The 26,003-nt window shown below is 69.6% G+C and carries 22 protein-coding genes and 1 tRNA gene; 5 read left to right on the plus strand and 18 right to left on the minus strand.

Features of this window, described 5'->3' with window-relative positions:
* Window positions 1–22: 22 nt before the first annotated feature.
* The 10 genes from LAJ19_RS12310 to LAJ19_RS12355 all read right to left on the minus strand — a co-directional run bounded on the left by LAJ19_RS12310 (window position 23) and on the right by LAJ19_RS12355 (window position 7,869).
* On the minus strand, window positions 23–475 hold the full coding sequence (locus LAJ19_RS12310; RefSeq protein ID WP_225476040.1) for a GNAT family N-acetyltransferase: 453 nt from the start codon (window positions 473–475) through the stop codon (window positions 23–25).
* Between the two features lie 117 nt (window positions 476–592).
* The gene (locus tag LAJ19_RS12315; protein WP_225476041.1) at window positions 593–1,087 is read right to left on the minus strand and encodes a GNAT family N-acetyltransferase; all 495 of its coding nucleotides are present in this window, start codon (window positions 1,085–1,087) and stop codon (window positions 593–595) included.
* A gap of 49 nt (window positions 1,088–1,136) precedes the next feature.
* Complete coding sequence (gene argH, locus LAJ19_RS12320) at window positions 1,137–2,534, minus strand: argininosuccinate lyase (RefSeq protein ID WP_225476042.1); 1,398 nt, start codon at window positions 2,532–2,534, stop codon at window positions 1,137–1,139.
* Window positions 2,531–3,004, minus strand: coding sequence for a GNAT family N-acetyltransferase (locus LAJ19_RS12325; protein ID WP_225476043.1), 474 nt, complete (start codon window positions 3,002–3,004; stop codon window positions 2,531–2,533). Before LAJ19_RS12325 ends, argH begins: the two co-directional genes overlap by 4 nt.
* The gene (locus LAJ19_RS12330) at window positions 3,001–3,486 is read right to left on the minus strand and encodes a GNAT family N-acetyltransferase (RefSeq protein ID WP_225476044.1); all 486 of its coding nucleotides are present in this window, start codon (window positions 3,484–3,486) and stop codon (window positions 3,001–3,003) included. The genes LAJ19_RS12325 and LAJ19_RS12330 overlap by 4 nt, the downstream gene beginning before the upstream one ends.
* Complete coding sequence (locus tag LAJ19_RS12335) at window positions 3,483–3,962, minus strand: GNAT family N-acetyltransferase (RefSeq protein ID WP_225476045.1); 480 nt, start codon at window positions 3,960–3,962, stop codon at window positions 3,483–3,485. Before LAJ19_RS12335 ends, LAJ19_RS12330 begins: the two co-directional genes overlap by 4 nt.
* 5 nt (window positions 3,963–3,967) lie before the next feature.
* Window positions 3,968–5,212, minus strand: coding sequence for an argininosuccinate synthase (locus LAJ19_RS12340; RefSeq protein ID WP_225476046.1), 1,245 nt, complete (start codon window positions 5,210–5,212; stop codon window positions 3,968–3,970).
* Between the two features lie 303 nt (window positions 5,213–5,515).
* Window positions 5,516–6,079, minus strand: a complete 564-nt coding sequence (locus LAJ19_RS12345; RefSeq protein WP_225476047.1) for a hypothetical protein — start codon at window positions 6,077–6,079, stop codon at window positions 5,516–5,518.
* A 100-nt stretch (window positions 6,080–6,179) separates the two neighbouring features.
* A complete protein-coding gene (locus LAJ19_RS12350) occupies window positions 6,180–6,662 on the minus strand; it encodes a hypothetical protein (RefSeq protein ID WP_225476048.1) in 483 nt (160 codons plus the stop codon).
* A gap of 91 nt (window positions 6,663–6,753) precedes the next feature.
* Entirely contained in the window at window positions 6,754–7,869 is a 1,116-nt protein-coding gene (locus LAJ19_RS12355; RefSeq protein ID WP_225476049.1) for a pyridoxal phosphate-dependent aminotransferase, read from the minus strand.
* A gap of 1,030 nt (window positions 7,870–8,899) precedes the next feature.
* On the opposite strand from LAJ19_RS12355, the gene LAJ19_RS12360 reads away from it, so the two are divergent.
* The 3 genes from LAJ19_RS12360 (at window position 8,900) to carB (ending at window position 13,766) form a co-directional block, all read left to right on the plus strand.
* Window positions 8,900–9,967: a GGDEF domain-containing protein gene (locus tag LAJ19_RS12360; protein WP_225476050.1), complete on the plus strand. Its 1,068-nt coding sequence runs from the start codon at window positions 8,900–8,902 to the stop codon at window positions 9,965–9,967.
* A gap of 22 nt (window positions 9,968–9,989) precedes the next feature.
* Window positions 9,990–10,604 carry a LysE/ArgO family amino acid transporter gene (locus LAJ19_RS12365; RefSeq protein ID WP_225476051.1) on the plus strand — a complete coding sequence of 205 codons (615 nt, stop codon included), beginning with the start codon at window positions 9,990–9,992 and terminating at the stop codon, window positions 10,602–10,604.
* Between the two features lie 87 nt (window positions 10,605–10,691).
* Window positions 10,692–13,766, plus strand: coding sequence for a carbamoyl-phosphate synthase large subunit (carB, locus tag LAJ19_RS12370; RefSeq protein WP_225476052.1), 3,075 nt, complete (start codon window positions 10,692–10,694; stop codon window positions 13,764–13,766).
* 618 nt (window positions 13,767–14,384) lie between these two features.
* Here carB and LAJ19_RS12375 read toward each other — a convergent pair.
* From LAJ19_RS12375 to LAJ19_RS12385, 3 genes are read right to left on the minus strand one after another with little or no spacing between them, the layout of a single operon-like run.
* Entirely contained in the window at window positions 14,385–15,263 is an 879-nt protein-coding gene (locus tag LAJ19_RS12375; RefSeq protein ID WP_225476053.1) for a TAXI family TRAP transporter solute-binding subunit, read from the minus strand.
* A gap of 15 nt (window positions 15,264–15,278) precedes the next feature.
* Window positions 15,279–15,473, minus strand: a complete 195-nt coding sequence (locus LAJ19_RS12380) for a hypothetical protein (RefSeq protein WP_225476054.1) — start codon at window positions 15,471–15,473, stop codon at window positions 15,279–15,281.
* Window positions 15,470–16,222, minus strand: coding sequence for a hypothetical protein (locus LAJ19_RS12385; protein WP_225476055.1), 753 nt, complete (start codon window positions 16,220–16,222; stop codon window positions 15,470–15,472). Before LAJ19_RS12385 ends, LAJ19_RS12380 begins: the two co-directional genes overlap by 4 nt.
* A 151-nt stretch (window positions 16,223–16,373) precedes the next feature.
* On the opposite strand from LAJ19_RS12385, the gene LAJ19_RS12390 reads away from it, so the two are divergent.
* Entirely contained in the window at window positions 16,374–17,318 is a 945-nt protein-coding gene (locus LAJ19_RS12390) for an MBL fold metallo-hydrolase (protein ID WP_225476056.1), read from the plus strand.
* A gap of 51 nt (window positions 17,319–17,369) precedes the next feature.
* Here the strand turns inward: LAJ19_RS12390 and speA are convergent, their stop codons facing one another.
* Together speA and LAJ19_RS12400 are read right to left on the minus strand one after the other, a co-directional pair.
* On the minus strand, window positions 17,370–19,277 hold the full coding sequence (gene speA / locus LAJ19_RS12395; RefSeq protein WP_225476057.1) for a biosynthetic arginine decarboxylase: 1,908 nt from the start codon (window positions 19,275–19,277) through the stop codon (window positions 17,370–17,372).
* Window positions 19,278–19,589: 312 nt separating this feature from the next.
* Window positions 19,590–19,665: transfer RNA gene (locus LAJ19_RS12400), tRNA-Asp, on the minus strand.
* A 199-nt stretch (window positions 19,666–19,864) separates the two neighbouring features.
* Between LAJ19_RS12400 and LAJ19_RS12405 the strand changes: the two genes are divergently transcribed.
* Window positions 19,865–20,869 carry a serine hydrolase domain-containing protein gene (locus LAJ19_RS12405; protein ID WP_225476058.1) on the plus strand — a complete coding sequence of 335 codons (1,005 nt, stop codon included), beginning with the start codon at window positions 19,865–19,867 and terminating at the stop codon, window positions 20,867–20,869.
* A 13-nt stretch (window positions 20,870–20,882) separates the two neighbouring features.
* On the opposite strand, the gene LAJ19_RS12410 is transcribed toward LAJ19_RS12405, so the two are convergent.
* The 3 genes from LAJ19_RS12410 to LAJ19_RS12420 are packed head-to-tail and all read right to left on the minus strand — an operon-like array spanning window position 20,883 to window position 25,970.
* Window positions 20,883–21,932 carry a hypothetical protein gene (locus LAJ19_RS12410; protein ID WP_225476059.1) on the minus strand — a complete coding sequence of 350 codons (1,050 nt, stop codon included), beginning with the start codon at window positions 21,930–21,932 and terminating at the stop codon, window positions 20,883–20,885.
* Window positions 21,933–21,957: 25 nt separating this feature from the next.
* Window positions 21,958–24,726, minus strand: a complete 2,769-nt coding sequence (locus tag LAJ19_RS12415) for an LPS-assembly protein LptD (protein ID WP_225476060.1) — start codon at window positions 24,724–24,726, stop codon at window positions 21,958–21,960.
* On the minus strand, window positions 24,723–25,970 hold the full coding sequence (locus LAJ19_RS12420) for a SpoIID/LytB domain-containing protein (RefSeq protein WP_225476061.1): 1,248 nt from the start codon (window positions 25,968–25,970) through the stop codon (window positions 24,723–24,725). Before LAJ19_RS12420 ends, LAJ19_RS12415 begins: the two co-directional genes overlap by 4 nt.
* Window positions 25,971–26,003: the final 33 nt, after the last annotated feature.

Below are 26,003 nucleotides of genomic sequence, written 5' to 3' on the forward strand. Positions count from 1 at the left end.
CCCTCCCGGCGCGCGGCGGGGCTCAGCTCAGCGGCCGCATCCAGGTGGTGCCGCCGGGCCGCTCGCCACGCGCGCGGTACGCCTGCACCTGCGGCGCGTCGGGCACTTCGCCCATCACGAGGGCCAGCGGCACCTGCTGAAACCCGAAGCTGCCCCAGTCGCCGCCCTTGCTGAACATGTAGATCGCGCGGTCCCCACGGCCCTGCGCGTACTCCACGGCGCTCATCACGAGGCGCCGGCCCAGGCCACCGCCACGCGCCTGCGGCATCACGGCCGCGCCGCGCAGCAGCGAGGCGCCCTCGCCGTGCTCCAGGCCGATCGCGCCGACCGGCTGCCCGCCGCGTTCCATCACCCAGTAGGTGGTGCCCTCGGCGAGGGCCGCTTCGGTGTCCAGGCCGGCCTCGCGGAAGACGCGGGTTACGGTGTCCTTGTCGTTGGGGGTCGCCATGCGAATCTGAACGCTGGAATCGGTCATGCGGTACTCCTTCAGGAATGAAAGCAAGCTCGGCGGTCACGGGGACCACGGGTGCACACGGGTTTTGCGTGGCGACAGCATAGCGCACGCCCGCGTGGAAGCACTGCCAGTCCTGTGTCACCCGGCCGCGGCCTCCCCCTGACCTTCCGGCTGCAGTTCCAGGCGCCACACCAGCTCCTCCTGAATCCAGCCTCTGCTCACGCCGCTTTTCACCTGCGGCGCCTCCGGCAGGGCCGACTCGACCGCCTGCGGGCTTGACGGCGTGAACCCGAAGCGCGTCCAGTAATCTCCGGCTTCGCTGCTGAACAGGTACACGGTGTGATCGCCGCGCAGGGTGGCGTGCGTCAGCGCCGACGTGACGAGCGCCCGCCCCAGGCCCTGCGAGCGCGCCTCGGGCACCACGGCGGTCGAGCGGATCAGGCTCACGTCCTGCCCGTGCTCCAGCCCGATGCAGCCGCCGGGCACGCCGTCGAGTTCAGCAATCCAGTAGGTGTGGCCGTCCAGAGCGACGCTCGCGGTGTGCAGCCCGCAGCGCTGGAGCAGGTCGAGGATGACCGGCAGGTCCGCCGGAGCGGCCTGACGGAGTTTCACGTGCATGTCGGTCAGGGTCATGGGGTTCCTCCAGGGAATGAGACGCGGAGCGCAGCGTGCGGGCAGTACGTCACGGCGCCAGGCCCTGCCGGGCCGCGCGGATGGCTTCCCGCACGCGTTCGGGGGCGGTGCCGCCGAAACTCGCGCGGCCCTTCACGCTTTCTTCCACCGTGAGTCCGGCGGCCACCTCGGCACACAGCAGGGGGTGCGCGGCGCGGAGTTCCTCGTCCGTCAGGTCCCACAGCTGCCGGCCTGAGCGGCTCGCCACACCAACCAGGCCGCCGACCACCTCGTGCGCCTCGCGGAAGGGCACGCCTGCGCGCGCCAGAAAGTCGGCGACGTCCGTTGCGGTGCTGTAGCCGCGGGCCGCGGCGGCGCGCGTCACGTCGGCATGCCAGGTGGTTCTGGGCATCATCTCCGCGTACAGGCGCAGCACGATGCTGAGCGTGTCGTACGAGTCGAACACGCCTTCTTTGTCCTCCTGAAGGTCCTTGTTGTACGCCAGCGGCGTGCCCTTGACGACCGTGAGCAGACCCATCAGGTTCCCGAAGACGCGTCCGGCCTTGCCGCGCGCCAGCTCGGACACGTCCGGGTTCTTCTTCTGCGGCATGATCGAACTGCCGGTCGTGTGACTGTCCGGCAGGGTCAGGAACCCGAACTCGAAGGTGGAGTACAGAATCAGTTCCTCACTCAGCCGCGACAGGTGCGCCCCGAGAATCGCGCAGGCCGCCAGGAACTCCAGGGCGAAATCCCGGCTGCCCACGCCGTCCAGACTGTTCGCGGTGGGCCGCGCGAAGCCCAGCGCCGCCGCGGTCGCGTGCCGGTCGATCGGCCAGGGCGTGCCGGCCAGGGCGCTGCTGCCCAGCGGGCTTTCATCCATGCGGGCCGCGGCGTCCAGGAAGCGGCTCTCGTCGCGTTCCAGCATCGCCACGTACGCCATGAACCAGTGGGCGAGCAGAATCGGCTGCGCCACCTGCAGGTGCGTGTAGCCGGGCAGAATCACCCCGGCGTCCAGGGCCTTTTCGGCCTCGGCGAGCATCACGGCGCGCAGCGCCCGGGTTTTGCCCGCAAGGTCCAGCGCCGCTTCCTTCGTGAACAGCCGGAAATCCACGGCCACCTGATCGTTGCGGCTGCGGGCCGTGTGCAGTTTCCCGGCCACCGGACCGATCCGGTCGCGCAGCGCCGCTTCGACGTTCATGTGCACGTCCTCGCGGTCCAGGCGCCACTCGAACTGCCCGGCGCGGATGTCGGCGAGAACCGCGTGCAGGCCTTCTGTGATCAGCGTGACTTCCTCAGGGGTCAGGATGCCCTGCTCGCCCAGCATCGCCACGTGCGCCAGACTCCCGCGGATATCCTGCTCCGCGAGACGCTGATCGAAGCCGACCGAGGCGTTAAACAGTTCCACCAGACCGTCGGTGGCCTCCGCGAAGCGCCCACCCCAGAGTTTCTTGTCCTGCGTATTCGTCATGCGTCGTTTCCTTTGTCAATCATCCTCACCAGCACCACCGGGGATGGACTGGCGGGGCTGGCGTGCGCGTAGGGATCGTCCGTGACGCTGTACCCGAGTTTCTCGTAGAACGGCAGGACCTCCAGGTTGAACTGGGAGACCGCCAGCAGCACCCGCCCGTACCCGCCCATGCGGGCCACGTGCTCCACCTCGCGCACCAGGGCGCGGCCCACGCCCAGCCTCCGGGCCTGCGGGACGGTCGCCAGCTTGTTCAGCGTGAGGGTCCGGGGACCGTCCGGGCGGAACCCGACGCAGCCCAGCACCTCGCCGGCGCCCACCGCCAGGAAGCCACCCGCGCCAGGACTGAACAGCGAGCGTTCGAGGTCCTGGGTCGTGGTGCGGCTCCAGGAGCTGCGCGGGTCCATGCCGGCGGCCATCATCACGGCGTGAAAGGCAGGCAGATCGTCGAGGTTCACAGGGCGCAGGGTCATGAGGTCACCTCTTCAGACAGCACGAGTTTCAGTTCCGGCAGCGGCGTGAAGCCCAGGGCTTCATACGTGGGCCGACCAGCGTGACTGGCAGTCAGGGTGACGGTGGTCACGCCGCGCGCCCGGCACTCACCGAGCAGGCTGTTCATGAGGATCCGGGCGAGCCGCCTGCCACGGTGACCAGGGTGCACGTACACGTTCATCACGTACGCGCGCGTGCTGCCGGGCGAGTCGGGGCTGGGCGGCAGGTCCGTCCAGAGGATGCCGGCGCCCGCCACGGGGTGCCCGCCGCACTCGATGAGCCGCCCGGTGTACGTACCGGCCGTGAGGGCCCGCGTGTGCCACGCCACGCCCGCCTCATGCACCTGAGCGAGCCGCGCCGGGTCGAGCCCCATGTCCGTGAACATCGCGGTGCGCTGCTCCTGAATCACGGCGGCGTCTGCCGGACCCGCCGCACGCAGGGTGTAGCCGGCGGGGAGGGTCACAGCGTCACCTCGTGCAGGTTCAGGCGCAGTTCCGGCTGCCGGGCGGGCGTGAAGCCCAGGCGCTCGTACACGCCGTACCCCTGCGCGGAGGCGTTCAGGTTCGCGCTGCCAATCCCTTCGGCCTTCGCGGCGCGCAGCAGTGCGAGCGTCAGCGCCGCCGCGAGCCCCTGCCCCCGGCACGCCGGGAGGGTGTACACGCCCAGAATGTGTGCGCGCCGCGCAGACGGGTCGCGGGGGGTGGGCACGGCCGGGAACACCAGCAGGCCCGCACCGGCGACCACCTGACCGTTCACCTCGGCCAGCTGCGCCCGGTACGGCCCGCTGGCCAGGGCGTCCGTGAAGTACGCCGCCCAGCAGGCCTCCGCCCCGGCCTCCACAGCCACGCCCATGTCGGTGAACATCGCGGCGCGGAACCGGGCGAGCACGGCCGCGTCCGCAGGGGTGGCGGCGCGCAGGGTAGGCGCGGAGGCGGTCATGCCCCTCAGACCTGCGCGGGGTCCTGATCGGCCGGCGCAGCGTTCGGGGTGGCCTTGGCCTTCACGCGCGCCTGAACCCGCATGCGCAGGGCGTTGAGCTTGATGAACGCGCCGGCGTCATGCTGGTTGTAGTCGCCGCCGGCCTCGAAGCTCACGAGGTCCTTGTCGTACAGGCTCTGCGGGGCCTTGCGCCCGGCGACGATGACGTTCCCGCGGTACAGCTTCAGGCGGGCGGTGCCGGTCACGGACTGCGCGACGTGATCGAAGTACACCTGCAGCGCCTCGCGTTCCGGCGCGAACCAGAAGCCGTTGTACACGAGCTCGGCGTACTTGGGTGACAGCGCGTCGCGCTGGTGCAGCACCTCACGGTCCAGGGTCAGGCTCTCCACGGCGCGCCGGGCGTGGTACAGGAGGGTGCCGCCGGGCGTTTCGTACACGCCGCGGCTCTTCATGCCCACGAAGCGGTTCTCCACGAGGTCCAGGCGGCCCACGCCGTGCCTGCCGCCCAGCTCGTTTGCCCTGGCGAGCAGCGCGGCGGGGCTCAGCGCCTCGCCGTTGATGGCGACAGGGTCGCCGTTCAGGAATTCAACCTCCACGTACTCGGGTTCAGCGGGGGCCTCGGTGGGGTCCACGGTGAGTTTGAACATGTGTGCGGGCGGTTCCGCCCAGGGGTCCTCGAGGATGCCGCCTTCGTAGCTGATGTGCAGCAGGTTCGCGTCGGTGCTCCACGGGTCCTTTTTGGTGGTGGGCACCGGAATCCCGTGCTCGTGGGCGAAGGTTTCCAGGTCAGCGCGGCCCTGGAAGGTCCAGTCGCGCCAGGGGGCGACGGTCACGATGTCGGGTTTCAGCGCGTAGGCGGTCATCTCGAACCGGACCTGGTCGTTGCCTTTGCCGGTGGCGCCGTGAGAGACGGCGACGGCGCCTTCCTTCTCCGCAATTTCGACCATCTTCTTGGCGATCAGCGGGCGGGCGATGGACGTGCCGAGCAGGTAGTAGCCCTCGTACAGGGCGCTGGTGCGGAACATCGGGAAGACGTAGTCGCGGACGAACTCCTCGCGCAGGTCAAGAGCGTACGCGGCAACGGCGCCGGTGTTCAGGGCCTTCACGCGGGCTTCTTCGACCTCGTCCCCCTGGCCGAGGTCGGCGGTGAAGCACACCACGTCGTAGTTCTTCTCGGTCTGGAGCCATTTGAGGATGATGCTGGTGTCCAGGCCGCCGCTGTACGCGAGCACGATCTTGTCTTTTGCCATGAGGTGATTGTCTCCTGTCTGTGTGAAGGGGGTGCAAGGGGCAGCACAAGACCGCCCGGCATGGACGCGCCGCCTGCGAACCCCGGGGTGGGGTCAGGCGGCTGGCGTCAACGTCGGGAGGTCAGGGTCTGCATATGTATGGTTATACGCAATTTGCGTATAGCTATGCATAGAAGGCTAGCAGGGGCGGCGCGGGGGGTCAAGGGACGTGTCCAGCCCAGCCGCGCCCAGGCACGCAAAACGGGAGCCGCCCGCAGGCGACTCCCGTCAGAGCAAAGATTCAGAGCTGAGCCCGAACTCGACTCAGCGAATGGTGTACGTGAAGCCGACGCGGGGCTTGATGAACGCCCCGTTGATGCTGGCCGAGACGTTCTGGCTGCCGTTGCTGACCGTGGCGCGCAGGAAGGAGGGGCCGCCAGCCAGTTCAGCGAAGGCGCTGAAGCCGGGAGCGGCCGCGAAGCGCACGCCCGCCAGCAGCGTCGGGTTGATGGCGGTCAGGCGGGCGGTGTACGTCACACCGTTCTCCGTTCCACTGTCAGACACGGTGTTCAGGCCCAGGCCGCCGCCCAGGTACACGTCGGCGTCACCGCTGCTGAACACCGAGCGCAGGTAGGTGAACTCGCCGCCGAAGCCCAGCTTGTCACTCCCGTACAGGTTGGGAAGCAGGTCCAGTTCGGTGCGCACGGCGGACACAGCGTCAATGTCGTAGGTGTAGCTCAGGCCGACCCCGAACGCGCCGTCGTCTTTCAGAGCCTCGCCGTCGGCGCGGTAGAAGCCTTTGTTGTAGCTGCCGCTCAGGCCGAGGCTGTCGGCGGCAGCGAGGGACACAGCGCTGAGCAGGGCAGTGGCGATCAGAAATTTCTTCATCGCGCATGAGCATAGAGTGATGACCTCATGAAGGCAAGCAAAAGTGACCACCCCTTGCGGGAGTGATCACGTCCTCTGGCTGCTCAGATGCCCATACCGCTCAGGGCAGACGGTAGGTCAGACCCACACGCACGCCACTGCCCAACGTTACGTTGCTGGCATTCGTACCGCCCACCGTGATTCGCGGGCCCACGTTGCCCTCTACGAAGAAGCTCAGGGGGTCAGTCACGTTGTAGCGCAGGCCCAGCGTGCCGTGCGGGTACACGCTCACGCCGCCCCCCTCACCCAGGACCACGCCGGCGCCCAGGCCCAGGCCGTAGTAAGGGGTCAGGCCGCCCAGCGCGGAGCCGGTGCCCACGAAGTCGCCCAGGTAGTCCACGCTGCCCCCGATGGAGACGTTGTTGCGGCTGAAGTTGAAGTTGGTGGCGTCCAGGTTCAGGCCGTAGCGGAGGGCCGACGCGCCGGTCAGGTCCGTCTGGTAGTGAATGGTCGCGCCGGAACCCACGGAACCGCCGATATACGTTGCCGCCGAAGCGCCGGTCAGGGCGGTCAGCGTTATCAGGCCAAGCAGCATCTTCTTCATACCCGGAGCATAGGAGGCTGGCCCCCGGGGAAGTAAGGTGAATCGTCTTACGGTTCACTGAGGGCCCCTTCATCCCTTCTTCCTTTTTCAATCAGGCAGGCGCACCCAGTCGCGAGAGGGCCAGGTCAATCTCCACGTCCGATTTGCAGAACGCCCAGCGGGTCAGGCCCGCCGGCACCGCATGCTGCGCGTAGAACGCCTCACCCGGAATCACCGCCACACGCGCCCCGGTCACCAGCGCCTCCGCCGTCCAGGTGGGGTGCAGGGCCGTCAGGAAGTACGTGCCGCTCGGTTCGAACACCGTGGCGCCCAGCGCCCTGAGCCCGGACGCCAGGTGCGCCATGCGCGCGCCGTACGTGGCGCGCAGCTCTGCGTAGAACCCCGAGTCGCGCGCCACCGGCAGGGCCGCCGCCACCGCCGCCTGCAGGGGCGCGGGCGCGCAGAAGGACGTCACCTGCCGCAGGCCCTGCACCCCGGCGCTCAGGCCGCTCGGCGCGGCAATCCAGCCCACGCGCCATCCGGTGGCCTCCAGGCGTTTGCCAGCGCTGCCGACAGTGAAGGTCCGTTCCGGCGCCAGCGCACGCAGCGGTGTGGGCGGCGCGCCGAAGTACAGTTCGTCGTACACCTCATCACTGATGATCCACAGGTCGTGCTGCCGGGCAAGCGCCACGATGCCGGCCAGCTCCGCGGGCGTAAAGACCGTCCCGGTCGGGTTGAACGGGCTGTTCAGCAGCAGGGCCCGCGTGCGGGGCGTGACGGCCGCTGCCAGGACGGCGAGGTCGAACTGCCAGCCGGTGACCGGGTCCAGGCGCATGGGGACCGTGACCCCGGTCGCCCCGGCCAGCGCCGTCTGCGGCAGGTAGACGTCAAAGACGGGTTCCAGCATCAGCAGTTCATCGCCGGGACCCACCAGCGCCAGGGTGAGCAGATGCAGCGCCTCGGTGGCGCCGCTGGTCACGGTGATGTCGGCGCCATTCACGCCCAGGTCGGCGCCCAGAGCGTCGCGCAGAGCGCCCAGACCGGCGGGCGGCGTGTACTGGTCGGTGCGGCCCAGCGCGCCGCGCGCAGCGTCCAGCAGAAACGCAGGGGGTGGGGCGGCGGGAAAGCCCTGGCCCAGGTTCACGGCGCCATGCTGCGCCGCCAGTCGACTCATACGTGCGAAGACGCTCTCCTGGGCGGAGCGCGCGCGGACCTGAACTTCGGGCATACCAGCAGTCTGCGCCTGAGCGCGCCATGCAGCGGCCGGCGCGGTGCAGACAAACGCGCCGCGGCGGTCAGGCGTGAAGGACAAAGCAGGTGCCTGGCTGACGCAGGAGACTGGTGAGGCGAGCGTTGCCCCCAGCCCGGACCGGGGCCGACAGGCCAGCATCCACCCGGCAGAATCCCGTGACCAGCCGCTGCCCCACTGAAGGCAATAGCCCTTGACCGGGTTTCGTTGCCCTCAGGGCAGCCCGGAATTCCAGGACCGCTGCGGCGGCCTGTTCATCGCGCTGACCGGCCTGCTGGCCTCCACCGCCTGTCCCCTGGCCTGGCCGGAACGCTGGACATCAGCCGCACGGACCAGAGCCTGCCGGCCCTGAGCCCTGAACGCAGCGTTTCTGGCGTGAGACTGCCGCGTTCCGCACACCTTTCAGCTCGTGGACCTCCTGGAGGTCAGCAGGGAGGGTCGTGGCCGGGCATGCATGGCGTTCTGCGCGCCCTCTCCCCCGCCCGGCCTGAGCGGCTCCTCGTTCTGACTCCCTCGCGGCGTCCCTGGTGCTGCTGGCGCTCGCGGCGTTGGGCGGCGCGTCCTGGACGCATCCTGAGCTGGGGGCCGTCACCCGGCAGGGCAACGCGCTCCTGCGGAGGGCGAGCCGACGCACGCGCGGCGTGACCCGTTCGCCGGCCTGTCCAACCACCGCCTGCTGGACAGCGGCCTGCGCGCAGCCCTGGACAACGCCTGACTCTGTTGAATCCGGACCACTGTAAACGTCCCTCTGGCCCGTGCGGCCATGACCTTGGGGACGCCGTTCTGCGCACGGTGGCCCGCCGCTCGGCCGGTCCGGTCACGGGCATCGGCGGCGCTGCCCAGCGCCGGACTGGCGAATATCCACTGCGCCGCGCAGACGACGCGCTGCACCAGGGCAAGGCAGGTGCGGGGGGTAGAACACTGTTCCCCTCGCCTCGGGCGCCCCTTCGGGGTGTTCATGGGGGGGGATGTCAGGCGCCTGTGAGCCTGCGTGCCTAGCCTGAACTGTATGACCGTCTCGCCTCTTCCCCACCTGGACCGCGCGGAGTTCGCGTTCCGGCGGGGCAGCCTGCTGACGCTGCTGGGCGCCGTGCTGGTCGTGAGTGTCGTGACGCTCAGCGTGCAGGCCTTCTGGAACTTCAGCGCCGCGGATCAGCTGCTGCTGGGCCTGCTGGGCCTGAAGAACGCCGCGCTGCTGGCGTGGCTGTGGCGCTCGCCGCGGCACTTCCGGCTGGTCGGCCTGATCGAGCTGGGCATCGGGGCGTGTACGGCGATTGTGCGGCTGTACGTCACGCTGCACAGTCCACCTTCGTACTCCGGGCTGGGCGGGTACGCGCCGTGGATGATCCTGTCGTACCTCGCGGCGTTCCTGGTGCTGTCGCCGCGCAGCGCCGTGCGCTTTGCGCTCACGCAGTACAGCGTGATGGCAGCCGTGGTTTTTCATTACGCTCTGGATGCCCAGGTGCCGGCCGCCATGAAGACCGGGCTGGGGAACTCGCTGCTGCAGACCATGCTGATGCACGCCACGTTCATCGCGTACCTCGCGGGGCAGCAGCGGCTGCTCGGGCATTATGTGCGGGCGCTGCTGAGTGCGAAGCGCGAGGCGAGTCTCGCGCAGATTGACGCGCTGACCGAGCTGCCCAACCGCCGTCAGCTCACCACCTGGCTGCGTGAGAGCCTGGGCGGGCCGGAGGACACCAGCGTGATCCTGTTTGACCTGGATCACTTCAAGCGCGTGAACGACACGCACGGCCATGACGTCGGCGACGCCGTCCTGCAGCACGTGGCTCACACCATGCGCCGCAGCGTCCGGCAGCACGACCGGGTGGGCCGCTGGGGCGGTGAGGAGTTCCTGATCATCGTGCAGGGCAGCGCCGTGACGGCTCAGCACGTCGCGCAGCGCCTGCGGGAGCTGCTGAAGCAGGCGCCGCACCTGCAGGCGGGCGTGATCACCGTGAGCTGCGGCGTGGCGCAGGCGCTGCCCGGGGAACGGCTCGAGGATCTGCTGCGCCGCGCGGACGAGGCCATGTACGGCGCCAAGCGTGCCGGGCGGGACACCGTCACGACCGCCGCGTGAACTGCGCGCTACGCTGCGGCGCGTGCCTCCCTTCCTGCGCGGCCTGAGCCTGGGCCTGTCTCTGATTGTGGCCATCGGCCCGCAGAATGCCTTCGTGCTCCGGCAGGGCCTGTCGCGCCGGCACGCGGCCCTGGCGGCGCTGGCCTGCTCGGTGTGCGACACGCTGCTGATCACGCTGGGCGTCCTGGGGGTCGGGGCGCTGCTGTCGCGCACGCCGGCCCTGGTGACGGCCGGAACCCTGTGCGGTGCGGCGTTCCTGACCTGGTACGGGCTGCGGGCACTGCGGGGCGCGTGGGTGGGCGGCGCGCCCGGCCTGCATGCCGGCGCCGGGGTGGCCCCCACCGTCAGGGGTGTGCTGGTCACTGCGGCCGGGTTCAGTCTGCTGAATCCGCACGCGCTGCTGGACACGGTGGTGCTGATCGGCGGGGCCAGCGCGGGCCTGAGCGGCGCGGGGCGCGGGGCGTTTCTGAGCGGGACGGTGCTGGCCTCCTGGGCGTGGTTCTTCATGCTCGCGCTGGCGGGGCGGGCCGTGGCGCCGGTGATGGCCCGTCCGGGGGCGTGGCGCCTGCTGGACGCCGTGATTGGCGTGACGCTCCTGCTGACGGCCGCCGGACTCCTGCGGGGTCTGCGGGCGTGAACCGGCGATAGGTGTCCCGCATGCCTGCATAAGTTTGCATGATGCTTACCTTTGCGGGCGTCTGGCGTGTTAGGCTCAATCTCTGGAATGCCTAAGCGTACTGACCTCCAGACCATCCTGATTCTCGGCAGCGGCCCCATCCAGATCGGGCAGGCAGCCGAGTTCGACTATTCCGGCACGCAGGCCCTCAAGGCCCTGAAGAAGGAAGGCTACCGGGTGGTGCTCGTCAACAGCAACCCGGCGACCATCATGACCGACCCGGACCTCGCGGACGCCACCTATCTGGAACCGCTCACGCCCGAGTTCGTGCGGCGGGTGATCGAGAAGGAGCGCCCCGACGCGCTGCTGCCCACCCTGGGCGGGCAGACCGCCCTGAACCTGGCCATGGACCTTCACGGCAGCGGCACGCTGGAGGAATTCGGTGTGGAGCTTATCGGCGCGAACGCCGCCGCGATCCGTAAGGGCGAGGACCGCGAGGAATTCCAGGCCGCCATGAAAAAAATCGGCGTGGAAACCGCCCGCGGGCAGATGGTGCACTCCATGGCCGAAGCCATTGAGTACCAGAAGGAGATCGGGCTGCCCATCGTGATCCGCCCGTCGTTCACGCTGGGCGGCACCGGTGGCGGGATCGCCCATACCTACGAGGACTTCCTGAAGATCACCGAGGGCGGCCTGCGCGACTCGCCCGTGAACAGCGTGCTGCTTGAGGAAAGCATCCTCGGCTGGAAGGAATACGAGCTGGAGGTCATGCGTGACCACGCCGACACGGTGGTCATCATCACCAGCATCGAGAACTTCGATCCCATGGGCGTGCACACCGGCGACTCCATCACGGTCGCGCCTGCCCAGACGCTCAGTGACGTGGAGTACCAGCGGCTGCGCGACCAGTCCCTGGCCATCATCCGCGAGATCGGTGTAGACACCGGCGGCAGCAACATTCAGTTCGCGGTGAACCCGGCGGACGGCCGCGTCATCGTCATCGAGATGAACCCCCGCGTGAGCCGCTCCTCGGCCCTGGCCAGCAAGGCCACCGGCTTCCCGATTGCGAAGATCGCGGCGCTGCTGGCCGTCGGGTACCACCTGGATGAACTGAAAAACGACATTACCCTCTCCACGCCCGCGTCGTTCGAGCCGAGCATTGACTACGTGGTCACGAAGATTCCCCGGTTCGCGTTCGAGAAGTTTCCGGGCACACCCGACGCGCTGGGCACGCAGATGCGCAGTGTGGGCGAGGTCATGGCCATCGGCCGGACCTTCAAGGAAAGCCTGCAGAAGGCCATGCGGTCCATCGAGTCCGACGTGCGCGGCACCTTCGCCAGCATGAGTGACGCGGAACTGCGCGGCCTGCTGTACGGCAACCCGCGCCGCCTGGAAGCCGTGCTGGAACTCCTGCGCCGCGGCGAGAGCACGGGCGCGCTGTTCGACGCCACGAAGATCGACCCCTGGTTCCTGAGCCAGCTGAAGGAAATCGTGGACGCAGAACGGGAAATCTCCGACCTGGGGCCCATCGAGGAGTGGAAGTACGAGATCTGGCGTGAGGTGAAGCGCCTGGGCTTCAGTGACACCCGCATCGGCGAGCTGGTGGGCCTGACCGAACTGCAGGTCCGGGCGCTGCGCAAGGCGGCCAGGGCCCTGCCCGTGTACAAGACCGTGGACACCTGCGCCGCCGAGTTCGAGGCGTTCACGCCCTACCACTACAGCACCTACGAGTGGGAGGACGAGGTGAAGGCCACCGACAAACCCAAGGTTGTGATCCTGGGCAGCGGACCCAACCGCATCGGGCAGGGCGTCGAGTTCGATTACGCCACCGTGCACGCGGTGTGGGCGCTGCAGGAGGCCGGGTACGAGACCATCATGGTCAACAGCAACCCCGAGACGGTCAGCACCGACTACGACACCGCCGACCGCCTGTACTTCGAGCCTCTGACGTTCGAGGACGTCATGAACATCATTGAGCACGAGCAGCCTGTGGGCGTCATCGTGCAGCTCGGCGGGCAGACGCCCTTGAAACTCGCCAGGAAGCTCGCGGACGCCGGCGCGCCCATCATCGGCACCAGCCCCGAAACCATTCATGAGGCCGAGGACCGCGCCAGCTTCAACGCCCTGTGCGAACGCCTGGGTCTGCCCCAGCCCAGAGGGAAGGTGGCAGAAACGCCGGAAGAGGCCGCTGCCCTTGCCGGACAGCTTGGCTTCCCGCTGATGGCGCGGCCCTCGTACGTGCTCGGCGGGCGCGCGATGCGCACCGTGCGCTCCATGGACGAACTCACCACGTACCTCAACGAGGTGTACGCCGCCGTGGAAGGGCAGCCCAGCATCCTCCTCGACCAGTTCCTGGAAGGTGCGCTGGAACTCGACGTGGACACCCTCTGCGACGGCACGACGGCTGTGGTTGCCGGCATCATGGAGCACGTGGAGGCGGCCGGCGTGCACTCCGGCGACAGCGCCTGCATCCTTCCTCCCGTGAGTCTCAGCCCGGAACTGCTGGCGCGCGTGAAGGCCGACACGGAACGCCTCGCGCTGGAACTAGGCGTCAGGGGCCTCATGAACGTCCAGTGGGCCGTGAAGGACGACGTGGCGTACATCCTCGAGGCGAACCCCCGGGCCAGCCGCACCGTGCCCTTTGTCAGCAAGGCCGTGAATCATGCCCTGGCCAAGAGCGCCGCCCGGATCGCCGTGGGCCACACCCTGGAACAGATCGGGTTCACGGAAACCCCCACGCCCGGGATGTACTCCGTGAAGGAGGTGCACCTGCCCTTCCTGAAATTCGCGGGCGTCATTCCCAGGCTGGGTCCGGAAATGAAAAGCACCGGCGAGAGCATGGGCATCGACGCCGACCCGCACCGCGCCTTCTACCGGGCGCAGATCGGCGCGAAGAACAACCTGCCCACCACCGGCACGGCGCTCGTGCTGGGCGAGGACCTGCATGACGTGGCGCAGGCCCTGACGGACGCTGGCCTGACGGTCATCCGTGAGCAGGCCGGGGACACCCTCCCGGCGCTGCTGATCGACACCACCGGCAGCCAGCTGCTGCGCACCGCCCTGGAACGCGGCGTGCCCATCGTGAGCACGAAGGAGGCCGCCGAGTGGACGGCCCGGGCCATCAAGGCCGTTCAGGGTGAAGTGCTGGGCGTGAAGAGTCTTCAGGAGTGGGTGAACGGCTGAGGAACCCCTCCGGCCGGCACCGGGGCGCAGTGGGGGCGGGTCGACGTGACCCGCCCCCTGCCCTTAGGCCTTCAGCTGCCGGATTCGCGTGCCGGCTCCCCTGATGGGTTCAGGGTCGTCTCCTGCCGCCCTGAGGTGGCGCGAGATGCGGTCCCCTCCACACGCTGCCTGCCGGCAAGCCGTCTGCGGCAAACCCGTCCGTTATCACCGGCACATCCCCTTTCGCCGCCTTTCCCCTACGCTGCGTGCATAACCGACGACCACAACGAGGCCGAGCAGTTGCAGGAGGCGTACGCCCGGCGTGAGGCGCACGAACGCAAGGCCGGGAAGACCAGCGCGGGCGGCGCGGGCAGGACCGGCACACCCGGGAACAGCGAAACAGGTGAGGCAACTACAGGTGCGAATGCCGGCGGGGAACGCTCCGGCGCGCAGGAGAACTGAGAGGCCGGGGGTGAAGGCCGGCCCCCCGGTCATCTCACCTCGGGTGTTCCTGGGCCAAGCGGTCATGACAGCGCCCTGCACGACCGCTAAGGCCGGACGCCAGCCACAACCTGCCGGTATGGGCGAGGGGGGGGCCTGTTCCCGCTGGGCGGGTGGCCCCCTGTTCGTGCGGCCCGCTTACCTGTACTGAGGCCAGGGCCACGTCTTGAAGGTGACTTCCTGCCATTTGGGGTGCATGCCCTCGTCTTCCTGCAGGTTCACGAGCTTCTCGACGGCGCACTTCTGGTACTTCAGCAGCAGGTCCTTCTTCTCCAGAGTTTTGAAGTCGCGGGTGGCGAGGACACTCTGCACGGCGACCGTGGCGACACTGCTCGCGCCGAAGTTCGGGTACAGGAGTTTGGCACTCGTGTAGATGCCTTTCAGGGCGGGGGTGGTGGGCACAGCGATGAGGTTCACGCCGCTGAGATCCCGGACCCACGGAGCGGGCTGCCCGACAACCGCGAGGACCGCGTCGACTTCTCCGGCGCTCAGGGCCCGGAAGGCCGCGTCGCGGTCCTTGACGGAGGTGACGGTAAAGGGCACGCCAAGCTTCGCACTGAGAACGCGGGCCGTGATGATGCTGCCGCCCCACGCGGCCACGCGCCTGCCTTTCAGGTCGCCGAAGGTGCTGACGCCGGTCGTGGTGGTTTTCCCGAGGATGCTCTTCTTCACCACCGGGGGTCTGGCGAACAGGTGAATTTCCTCGGTGTGCAGGGGCAGCAGGGCTTTGATGTTCTGCACGCGGGCGTCACCGTCAATCTGTTCCTTGGCTTTCAGGACGTCGCTCTGCACGAACGCGAGGGACACCTCGTTGTTGAGCAGCAGGTCGATATTCTCGAGACTGCCGCTGGTACCGCGTTCTTTCAGGTAGGCGCTCTGAGCGCAGACCCGGCCGATGTTCTTGAACATGGTGGAGTACGTGCCGGTGCTGCTGCCCGTGGCGACGTTCAGGAACGTGGCGGCGTGCGCGGCGGGCGTGAGCAGGGCGAGCAGGACGGTCAGGGGCAGGTGGTTCATGGGCACTCCGTGGGGTTACTTGAGGTCGCCGTAGCTGCCGCTGTCACTGTTCGTGCCGGGGGGCGTGGCTGGCGTGCTGGCGGGTGCGGTGCTGGAAGAGGGCGCGCGGGTGGTCCCGTCAAGGACATGCAACTGATCCAGGGCGATCACGGCGCCGCACACCACGAGAATCAGGGCGAGGAGGGCGCCGAGGCGCGCGCCCCGGCTCACGCGCGGCCTCCTCGCAGGGCGCGGTTCTCCTCGCCCGCGGCCAGGGCCTGATCGAGCAGCGCAGCGTTCCGCCCGGCGCGGCGGGCAATTTCGGAAAGGGCGCTTTCGGTGACGTGGCGGTCCTCGGCGCTGAGGTTCGCCTGTTGCAGGGCGCTGGCGACGTTGCCTTTGGCCTGCGCGAGTTGCGTGTCGATGCGGGCTTTGCGGATCTGCCGGTCGAATTCGACCAGATCGGCGCGCAGGTCGCTCAGGTGCGTCTGGGCGCGGGCGAACGCGTCACGACTGACCTGCAGGTCCGCTTCCCAGCGGGCGACGTCAGCGGCGTCCATGTCGGCGCGGCTCTGGTCGATCAGTCGCCGGAAATCCTCGATGTGGCCGTTGGCTTCCTGCAGCTGCTGTCCTTTGGCGTGAATAAGCTGCTCAAACTGCTTGCGCTGCACGATGAGCGTCTCCAGGGGCATGGCGCGCGCCACGGCTTCCTTGGCCTTCACGCGTCCGGCGTTCAGGGCGAGGATCAGGGCGGGCGTCAGGAAGATCACCGCCAGGAGCGCCACCATGAAGGCCGCGATGGTCACGGTGGTCAGGGCGACATTGAACACCGCGATGGCAGCGCCCCCGAGGGCCGCGAGGGCCAGGACGCCGCCGCCGGTGGCCAGGACAAGTTTCCCGGCCGTCACCGGTCGCTGCGCGGGGGGCGGCGTGGAAGGGCGCAGTTCGATGACCGTCTCGTCCCGGGAGGGCTGGCTCATACTCCCTTATACGACACGTGGGCTGGCCGCGTTGCCGAACTGCCGCAGCGCGCGGCCGCGGCCGAGCAGGCGCAGTGCCCCCGCCTGGGCAGGCGGGAGGGTCTGAAGGCAGGGTACACGCAGCGCACAGGAATGCTTTCTACGCTCAGGTATGACTGCCGCGACCCCGCCCGCAACCCTTTACCCTTCAGTGTCGTCCTTTGGGGGAACGCAGCCGCTCCGGCCGGACCTGGTGCGGGTGCGCCTGCCGATGGTGAATGCATTCCTGCTGGGCGCACCGGGGCAGCCGTGGGTGCTGGTGGACGCCGGAATGCCGGGCACGGCGGGTCTCATCCGCCGCGCAGCGCGCGCCGTGCACGGGGAGCGGCCGCCGGAGCTGATTGTCCTCACCCACGGGCACCTGGATCACGTGGGAGCACTGCGGGCCCTGCTGGAGGAGTGGCCGGTGCCGGTGTACGTCCACGAGCTGGAGCGGCCGCACGTGACCGGTAAGGCGCCCTACCCGTTCCCGGACCCGACCGTGGGGGGCGTGATGAGCGCGCTGTCCCCGGCGTTCCTCCCGGGTCCCTTCGACTTCCGGCCGCAGGTGCGTGTCCTGCCGCCGGACGGATCGGTGCCGGGCGCGCCGGGGTGGCGCTGGCTGCACACGCCGGGGCACACCAGCGGGCACGTGTCCCTGTGGCGGGAGGCCGACCGCACGCTGGTGGCAGGGGACGCGTTCGTGACGACCCGGCAGGAAACGGCGAGCGGCGCGCTGCTGAACGCCGTGACACAGGTGCGCCGCCCACCGGCGTACTACACGCCGAACTGGGAGGCGGCGGCCGCGTCGGTGCGCGCCCTGGCCGCGCTGACCCCGTCCCTGGCTGCCACCGGCCATGGGCACCCGATGGAAGGCGAGGTGCTGCGCGCGGAACTGAGCGCTCTGGCCGCTGAGTTCCGCGCGCAGGGCCTCCCGGAACGCGGGTGGTACCTGTCGCACCCGGTGCCGGTGCACGCGGCGCGGCCCGGGGAGCCGGACCCGGTGCGGACCCTGGTGCTGGGGGCGCTGGGCGCTCTGGGCGCCGCGTGGCTGCTGCGGCGCTCCACACGGGGGTAAACAGCAGCGGCCGACAGGAGGTCATCCTGTCCACCGCTGCCCGCTCTGTCCTCAGTTTTCGTATTCAAGGTACGTGTAGCCGAGGAGTTCCTCGCCGTAATCCTCGAGCAGTTCGTTCTCCTGGCCATTGGTGAGGATGCCGTTCTTGATGGCGGCGTCCGCCTGGTCCTCGATGGAGTCGCGGAGCATGGGTTCCTCGTAGCCCATGGATTCGATCATGCGCCGCGCCTTCTGACCGCGCACGAACAGGTCGATGTGAAACCGGCCGCCCGGACGGACCGTAACGTGCGCCTCGCTGACCTTCCCGAACAGGTTATGGGCGCTGCCCAGCACGTCCTGGTAGGCGCCCATCAGGAACGCGCCCAGGTAATAGGGACGGTCGCCAGGCTCATGCAGCGGCAGGGTCGCCTTTACGTCACGCAGGTCGATGAATTTCTCGATCTTGCCGTCACTGTCGCAGGTGATGTCCACCAGGGTGGCCTGCCGGGTGGGTTTCTCGTTCAGGCGGTCCAGCGGCACGATCGGGAACAGCGCCTGAATCGCCCAGTTGTCCGGAAGGCTCTGGAACAGGCTGAAGTTGCAGATGTACTTGTCGGCCAGGACTTTCTGCAGGTCTTCCAGTTCATCCGGCACGTACTTCTCGTTCTGAATGAGGCGGGCGACCTTCCGCAGGATCGCGTTGAACAGCGCCTCGCCCCGCGCGCGGTCCTGCAGGGTGACGTACCCCAGGTCAAAGAGGTTGTGCAGGGTCTGCTTGTCACCGACCGCGTCGTTGTACATCTCGCGGTAGTTGCGGGCGGTGACGTTCGGGAGGATCTCCTCCATGTCCTTGATGATCTGGTGGCTGTTCTCGTCGGCCGGGCCGAGTTCCTCCAGGTCGCGGGTGGGGCCGGTGACGTCCACGACCGGCAGGATCAGCACGGCGTGATGCGCGGTGAGGGCGCGGCCGGACTCACTGACGATGACCGGTTCAGGAACCGCGCGGGCCTTGCAGACTTCCTGCACGGTGTACACGACGTCTGCGGCGTACTCCTGCACGGTGTAGTTCATGCTGGCGTAGAAGGTGGTTTTCGAGCCGTCGTAATCGACGCCCAGGCCGCCCCCGACGTTCAGGTACTTCAGCTGGGCGCCCGCGGCAATCAGGCCGGCGTACGTCTGCGTGGCCTCGCGCACGGCGACCTTCACGCGGCGGATGTCGGTGATCTGCGACCCGATGTGGGTGTGCAGCATCACCAGCGTGTCGAGCATGTCCTCTTCGCGCAGGCGCTCCACGACGCGCAGGAGTTCATAGGCGTTCAGGCCGAACTTCGCCTGATCACCGCCGGATTCCTCCCACTGACCGCTGCCCCGGGCGTGGAGTTTGAAGCGCACGCCCATGGCAGGCCGCACGCCGAGGGCCTTGGCCTGTTTGAGAATCCGGTCCAGTTCGCTGTACTTCTCGATGGTGATAACGACGTTCTTGCCCAGCGTGCGGCCCCACAGGGCCAGCTTGATGAATCCGTCGTCCTTGAAGCCGTTGCAGCACAGCAGGGCGTCGGGGTGCATCTTCTGCGCGAGGCACAGTGCCAGCTCGGCCTTGCTGCCGGCTTCCAGGCCGTGCGCGTAGTCGTACCCGGCGGCGGCGACGCTTTCAACCACGACGCGGCGCTGGTTGACCTTGATGGGAAATACGCCCTGATAGTGACCCGTGTAGCCGTACTCGGCGATGGCTTTGCCGAACGCTTCGTTCAGGTGCTTGACGCGGCCGCTGATTACCTGCGGGAAGCGCAGGATGACGGGAAGGCTCTCGCCGCGGTCCACGATCTCGTCGATGATGGCGCGCAGAGGAGCGTGCAGGCCGGGCGCAGGCGTGACTTCCACCTGGCCCTTGTCGGACACGCGGAACCATCCGCCGCTCCAGTTGGGCACCTGGTAGAGTTCGGCGGCGTCAGTGGTGGAAAAACTGCTGGGGGTCGTCATTGAGGGGCGTCCTCCTCCGGGTGTGGGGATAGGCTCGCCGTGCGCGGGGTTCGGAGCGCAGCTCGCGGACGCCGTGCGAAACCGGGCGCATGATACGGCAAAGCGTGCGGCGCAGGTGTCACCTGCGTCCCCTTCGGGACAATCGTTAACGTTCCCCGCTCAGCGGGGTGAGGACCGCGCCAGCTGTCCGCGGCTTACGCACTGAATCTGACGTCCCGACCACGCCTGGCTCACCGCCTGGCAAATTCGCGTGGCCTGGGCAGCGGCCAACAGCAGAAAGCGCCACGGTCTTCACCGTGGCACTTCCTGTTCTGGCGGTCCGGACGGGATTTGAACCCGCGACCTTCTGCGTGACAGGCAGATATGCTAACCGCTACACTACCGGACCAGCGGAGCAAAGAGTAAGGGGCGCAGCGCCGGAAGTCAAGCCCGCGCGGGCCGGTCGGCAGTGCAGGCCGCTACGCAGCAGCGCTGTTCCTCTGCGCAGCTTCCGGCGCAGGTGGCCCGGGCGGGGCGGCCGGCCGTGCATGAAGAGCCGCTTCCGCCCTGTTCAGGGTGCACGCGCACCTGCACCGTACGCTGCGGGCATGTTTCGCCGCGACCCACTGCAGCAGGCCATCGGTGACCTTCAGGCCGTGCTGGGCGGCGACCTGCGCATGGTCCGGCCAGCGCTGCGCGCGGCGCTCGCGCATGGAGGCGTGGTAGGCGCGGCGCGCGGACCGCACCGGGTGGTGCGGGGACTGGGGGGCGTGCCGGAGGACGGCGTGTTCGAGCTGGCCAGTGTCAGCAAACCCTTCACGGCGGCGCTGGCGGGCGCGCTCGTGAACGCAGGACCGCTGAGCTGGGACGCGCCGCTCTCGACACTGGGGGGGCCGCTGCGGCCCCTGCCGCCGTTCGTGACCGCCTGGGCTCTGGCGACCCACACGGCGGGCCTTCCGATGCACCCGGCGCGGGTGGGCGTCACCTCCTTCACGCACGTGCACGACCCGTACGGAACACTGAGCCCGGCCGGCGTGGTGGGCAGTGTGCGCCGCTGGGCACGGCCCGGGGGGCGGTTCGGGTACTCGAACCTGGGGGTGGGGCTGCTGGCCCTGGCGTGCGCGCACGCGGCCGGTGAGGCGTTCACGGCCGAGGGCTTCGGGGAGGCCCTGACCCGCGGCGTGACCCGGCCGGTGGGCCTGACCGTGACCCTGCGCCCGGGGGCGGGCCTGGTGGTGCCCCGTCCGGGGCTGCTGACGGGCCCGGAGGTCACGCGGTTCGGGCCACTGGCGGGGGCCGGGGGCTTGTTCGGACGGGCTGAGGATCTGCTGACGTTCGGGCAGGCCAGCCTGAGTGGCGCGGCGGGCACGCTGCACCTCGGGCTGGAGCGGCCCAGAGGTCTGCCCGGGGGTCTGGATGGGGTGATCCCCGGGTGGTTCGCGCGCGGGGCGTTGCGGTGGCATGACGGGGTGGCGCGCGGCACCCGCACCGGTCTGGGGGTGAACTTGGAGTCCGGTGTGGTCGTGACTGTCCTGGTGCGCGGCGGCGTTCCGGTGCTGGGGGTGCGGGCGGCCGTGCCCGCGGCGCTGCTGGGCCTGCTGGGCAATGCCTGAGCGCCGCGCCGGGTCAGGGCGCCGTGGGCGGCACAGTCCAGGTCAGGCTGATGGGGTTGGTGAGCGTCTGGAGGGTGGTGGGGGCCCAGCCGCCGCCCTGCAGGCCACTGAGGGTGTTGTAGCGGATCAGGCTGTTGCCCTGCAGGGTGTACAGGAAACCGTCGGGCGGGAAGGTCACGTCGCGCAGGTCGCTGACCTCCGCCACGGTGGGCGCGCTGTTCAGGGTGCTGCCCACCCCGTTCCAGACCCTCAGGGGCCTGGTGGCGGTGCCGGCCAGGCGGTTGCTGCGCCACGCGGCGAGCAGGTTCTGCGGGCTGCCGGAGGTCCACAGGCGGTCGTAGCGGGTGGTGCCCAGCGCGTTCAGGGTGGCGGCCGGGTCGGGTTCGCCGGTGGTGCGGAGCCGCTGAACGCCAGTGTCCGTGGCGGCCAGGATGTCGGCGCCGTACGGCGCGAGGTCGTACACGGCAGGGATGCCCAGCGGGGTGCTGACCACGGGGGTGCTGGCGCCCGCCGGCACGGCGACCCGCAGCACCTCGCTGCCGCCCGAAAGGCGGGGGCGCGTGATGATGCCCACGTCCCCCTGGACGGCCAGCCGGATGGGCGGCGTGTCGCTGCCCTGCATGGGGGGCAGGAAGGTGGGCAGCAGCGCCGACCAGACCAGGGTGGTCTCGCGGTACAGGGCGACGCGCTGGGTGCCGCTGCAGTCACTGAGCAGCAGGAGGCGGTCGCGGGTGACGTTCTGGGCGGCCTGGGTCAGGCAGACGGGCGTGAAGCCCGGCGCCGGGTAGGCCTGCGGGTCACTGCCGTCCGGAGCGCGGGTTTCGGCCGCGTCGGTGCGGACCAGCAGGAAGCGGCGGGGGGTGGGCAGGGCTTCGACCTGCACCCCACCCGTGACAGTGACGGTGCTCAGGGCGGCTCCTGTGGCGCTCAGGGCACGCAGGGTGCTGCCTCCGTCGGTCAGGACGTTCAGCCGGACGGACAGCAGCGTCTCCTCGGTGCCGGTGCAGGCGGTGAGCAGGGACAGCAGCAACAGCGGCGGCGCAAGGTGGGGAAAACGGGGCATGCGGGGCACCTCCGGGCGCGGGGGGTCAGGGCAGGATGGGGATCAGGGGAACCCTGACGTCATCGGCGGTCAGGTCGAACACCGGGTAGAACCGCTGCCCGGGCAGGCCCACGGCGATGCGGTACCGGCGGGCACTGAGGTCCGCTTCGGCCTGAAGCGCCCAGCAGCACCGGTCGATGGTGAGCCCCAGGACGGGGGCCAGGGGCGCCGGGTTCTGGCGCACGCCATCCACCCAGGTGAACGTCTGGCGCAGCGAGCCGCTCAGGTACGCGCCGGGCCGCTCTCCAGGCCGGCCGATGCCGACACTCACCCGCAGCGGGTCGAGCATCAGCGTATCGGTGGCCTTGTCGTTGGGGTACGTGCCGCTGCGGGTGCGGGTGTACAGGGCGCGGCCCAGCAGCGCGGCGCGGCTGCCGAACTGCCAGCTGGCGCTGAGATCCGCGCGGGCCAGTTCAGTGCGCGGCTGGTCCAGACCCGGGGTGTTCAGAATGGCGGCCAGGGTGAGGCTCTGCCCGGGCCGGGTGAGGCTCAGGTTGCCGCTGAGCTGCGGGGCGGTGAAGCCGCCGCGGCGCAGGTCGTACGGGCCGCCGTACGCCACCGACCAGCTGTTCTGGCTGCCGCTGACGGTGCCCACGCTGAAGCTGACGGTGCCGCTGCTGCGGGCGGTGTCGGCGCGTTGCAGCTGCAGGCTGTGCGCCGTACGGAACTGGTACTGGCCGCGCCACAGCAGGGTATGGTCGCCGGTCAGCTGCCCGCTCGTGGGGTTCAGGACCTCGTTGCCGCTGACGCTGATGGGATTCAGGACGGTGTCCTGGGTGCGGGCCAGGGTGTACCGCACGCCGATGGCCGTGATCTCGGGGGTCCGGACGTTGTGCGTCACGTACGCGCTGAAGGTGTTGCTGCGCACGTCGCCGGTCACGGTGGCGGTCAGGGTGACCGGCCCCGGCCCGGTGGCTTTCGCGTAGCTGCCGGTGGCGCTGAGACTGAGGTTCGGGATGGGCCAGGCGCTGCTGCGGGTGGTGGTCGCCGGGCGGGCGGGGGTGGTGGCGGTCGCGGGCTGCGCGGGCGTGACCGTGAGCCTCCCGCTGTCCGGGTCGCTGAGGGTCGCGGTGTAGTTCACGCTTTCCAGCGTCCGGTTGTCCGGGTTCACGGCCACCGTGGCGTTCAGGTTCAGCGGGCGGCGGTTCACCCCCAGCGTGAATGTGGCGTTGCCCTGCTGCTGCGGGTTCAGGAACAGGTCGCGGGTGTAGCTGGCGCCGAAACTCACGTCCCGGACCGGCACGGTCGCCAGATTCAGGCTGACCGGCGCGGACAGCAGCCGGCCGGGCAGCGCGTCGAATGCAAAGGGGCTGGTGCCTTCCACCCGCAGGTATTTCGCGGTGACACCGAAGGTGTTCGTCTCGTTGAAGCGCTGCGTCAGGGTGCCGGTGAGGTTCAGGTCCACGGTGCGCGCCCCCGTGCCGTAGTAGCGCCCGGTGAAGGTGTTGCTCAGGCTCAGGTCCGCGTTCCTCCAGGGGCGCGCGGTGTACGCCAGGCTGTGCTGCTCCTCCAGGCGGCTGGTGGTGATGTTCACGCCCTGCGCGCTGGCTGACGGCGAGCGCGGGTTGCTGGCGGCCGCGTACGTACCGGCGCTCAGGCGCACGTCGGCACTGAAGTTCCCGCGGACGTACGGTTTGGGGTCCACGATCACTTCCGGCAGTTTCAGGGGTGTGCCCAGCGCGGTGGTGGGCGCCGGACCGAAACGGTTGACGTAATTGAACGCCGCGCTGAACTGCGGGTACTCGACCCGCACGCCGAAATCCACGTTCGTGACGCCGCGTGCCGGATCGGTGGCGCTGCGCCCGATGTCGGTGCGTTTCACGCTCAGGCTGTAGTCCAGGTCCCGGACGGCCAGGGCCAGGGGAACGCGGCCTTTCACGCTGAGGTTCAGGTCGATGTCCTCCCCGGTCTGCCCGACCGGGTGCGGCTGCGCGAGCGCGTACAGGTCCACGCGGTCCACGTACGGCAGGGGCGCGTACGAGCGCAGGCTCACGCCCGCCCCGAAGCTCGGCGTGCGGTTCTGGTAATAGCGCAGCAGCGTGGTGCCCAGCGTGTTCCCGCCGATGCTGAAAGGCAGGTCGGCCAGCACGGTGTACCCGTCGGTGTCATCCCGGCCGATCTCCACGCGCGGCTGCCGGTCCTTGTCGTTCAGGGGCAGCACCAGCACCGGCAGAAACAGCACCGGAACGTCGGCCAGCAGCAGCTGCGCGCGGTACGCAACGAGGCGGTCACCGGGGTACACGATCAGCCGCTCGGCGCGGAACGCAAAGTCGTTCGGGGTGCGGCCGCACCGCGCGCAGGTCGTGAAGTACCCGCCCGTGGCCCGCAGCTGTCCGGGAATGCGGTCGACTTCCGAACCGCGGATCTCCAGCTGCGCGTCGCTGATCAGGACGTCCTCGCCGCTGACCTGCTCACGCCCGAGTTCCACAACCAGATTCTCTCCGCGCAGGGTCTGCTTGTCCCTGGCGCTGTAGTACGTGGCCGCGCCGATCAGGGTGAGGGTCCGCCGGGTGCGGTTGAATTCCACGCGCCGGGCGCGCACCACGTCGTCATCCACACGGAGTTCCACATGCTCGCCGGTGATCACCACGAGTTCCTGACTGTCCACCTGCCGCAGTTCCAGCGTATCGGCCGAAACGATCTTCACCGTGCGGGCCTGGGCGCCGCCCAGCGCCAGCAGCCCCAGGGCCAGCAGCGCCGCGCGCACGCCTGCCGCGCCCCGCCGGCGCCGCGCACGCCGGGCGGGGCGGCTCACTGCCCGGCTCCGCGCGCCGCGGCGGTCAGTCCGGCGGGCCGGGCTAATGCGAGCACCTCCGCCGCGCCCGGCACCGGGAACGGTGTGCCGACGGTCAGGACCGCCGCCGGGCCGGGACCCTGCTGCGCCAGGGTGCTCAGAAGCGTGCCGGGGTAGTAGAAGCCCAGCACGTGCAGGTGACTGTACCCGGCTCTGGCGAGGCCCAGCGCGCCGTACTGTGACAGGCCCACGCCATGCCCGGACCCGCTGCCTTCCAGCACCAGCGGATTCAGGCCCGACACACTGACGCGCGTGCCGGACGCCCCCAGGGCCCGCACGAACCCGCCGGCGTTCGCGCCCGTCAGGACGGCGCTGCCGTTCGCGCCCGTCAGGCGGATCTCGAGCGGGCGGCCGGACTCACTGACGCGGGTGACCGTGACGCTGCGGAGCGCCCCGACCCGCGCGCCGTAATTGCCGGCGACATCCTGCACGCGGCTGAGCGGCACCTCCAGCCGCCAGTGGGCGCGCGGCCCGTCCGCGGAAAACGGGTCGGCTTTCGCCGTGAGGTACGGCAGGTCCTTGCCCCACACTTCCGCGCTGGACGCCGTGAAGCCGCCGGAATCACTGCTGAAGTAGGTGCTCGCCGCCCGCCCGCCGAAGGCCACGACCTGCGCGCGCGTCGCGGCGACCGCGGCGTCCGTCTGCGGTTTCTCGGCCGCCACGCCGCCGTACACCTGACAGCTTTCGGTGGCGCAGGTGTCGTACGGCGTGGCCGGGTTGATGCGGGCCGTCACGTACGTCCGCGCGATCACCGCCTGCGCCTGCAGCGCCGCGGCCGGCCATGACGCCGGCATTTCGGCCGGTACCACGCCCCGGAGGTAGTCCTCCAGGTCCACCACGTTGATGCCCTGCACGCCGCCGTTCTCTGCCCGCAGCTGCACGCCGCCGCGGAAGGCTTTGCCGGCGATCTCCACCACGCTGCCCGGCGCGGGCGGCAGGTACAGGCTGCCGCTGCCGGTCGGCTGTCCGTTCAGGGTGAGCTGCGCGCCGCTGACGCCCACCGTCCACGCCTGCGCCGGCAGGGGCGCGGTTCCCAGCGGTGACGCCGGGCCGCCCAGGGCCGGCGCGGCTGGCGCCGCCGGTGCCAGCCGCACCGTCAGCTGCGGCGCGCTGACCACCAGCACCCGCACGTTCAGCGCCGATGCACCCGGCCCCAGCAGCAGCCCACTGCACAGCACCGCCCCAACCCCCAGACATGAACGCATGATCAAGAGCGAGTATACGCACCCCCACTCACG

The sequence above is a fragment of the Deinococcus taeanensis genome, from assembly GCF_020229735.1.
Lineage (GTDB): Bacteria > Deinococcota > Deinococci > Deinococcales > Deinococcaceae > Deinococcus > Deinococcus taeanensis.